Here is a 1,080-nt window from a genome sequence, read left to right as displayed (position 1 = left end):
CCTTCCGGGAAGCGCCAGTCGAGGCCCTTCATGACCTCCTTGTGCAGCCAGCTCGCCTGGTCGTGACCCTCGGGCGCCTCGAAGACGGGCATCCGGTCGTGGTGGGCGTAGACGTCCTCGTAGGACTGGACGCGCTCGGCGATCAGCAGCGTCGAGTCGGCGGCGCCGGGCACCTCGGTGTCCCAGTACTCACGCATCTCGGCCGCGGACTTCAGGTAGTAGCCGTCCCCGCCGAACTTGAACCGGTTCGGGTCACTCAGTGTCTTGCCGGACTGCACACACAGCAACGCGGCGTGCGAGTCGGCCTGATCCTGGGTGACGTAGTGCGAGTCGTTCGTCGCCAGCGGGGTGAGTCCCAGCGTCCGGCCGACGTCCAGCAGCCCCTCCCGCACCGACCGTTCGATCGGCAGGCCGTGGTCCATCAGCTCCAGGAAGAAATTGTCCTTGCCGAAGATGTCCCGGTAGTCGGCCGCCGCCTGGATCGCCGCGTCCCGCTGGCCCAGCCGCAACCGGGTCTGCACCTCACCGGACGGGCAGCCGGTGGTGGCGATGATGCCCTCGGCGTTCTCCGCGATCAGCTCGCGGTCCATCCTCGGCTTGCGGTAGTAGCCCTGGATACTCGCCAGTGAGGACAGTTTGAAGAGGTTGCGCAGGCCGGTCGCGTTCTCGGCGAGCATCGTCATATGGGTGTAGGCACCACCACCGGAGACGTCGCCGCCCTCACCGAACTCGTCGGCCCCGCGCTGGTTGCTCTGTCCCCAGAACACCGGCTTCTTGTGGAAGCGGCTCTCGGGAGCGACGTAGGCCTCGATGCCGATGATCGGCTTGATGCCGGCCTTCGTCGCCTGCTGGTAGAACTCGTCCGCCCCGTACATGTTGCCGTGGTCGGTCATCCCCACGGCCGGCATCTCCAGTCTGGACGCCTCCGCGAACAGAGGAGCGATCTTCGCCGCGCCATCGAGCATCGAGTACTCGGTGTGCACGTGCAGGTGGACGAAGGAATCGTTCGACACCAGCGAAAACCTCCCCTGAGTGGATCAACCGGCAACGCGCGCGGCCGGGTGTTCCACCTTAGTCCTG

The 1,080-nt window shown here is 66.3% G+C and carries 1 protein-coding gene; it reads right to left on the bottom strand.

Going from position 1 to position 1,080, the window contains the following annotated elements; all coding sequences use genetic code 11:
- Nucleotides 1-1,013: PHP domain-containing protein (locus D0C15_RS33860; protein WP_116052096.1), on the bottom strand; the 1,013-nt coding region annotated here is incomplete at its 3' end.
- Between the last annotated feature and the right edge of the window lie 67 nt (nucleotides 1,014-1,080).

This window comes from Amycolatopsis palatopharyngis, assembly GCF_003385185.1.
GTDB lineage: Bacteria > Actinomycetota > Actinomycetes > Mycobacteriales > Pseudonocardiaceae > Amycolatopsis > Amycolatopsis palatopharyngis.
The sequence above is the reverse complement of the archived record's forward strand: the minus strand, read 5'-3'. Positions and strand labels throughout refer to the sequence as shown.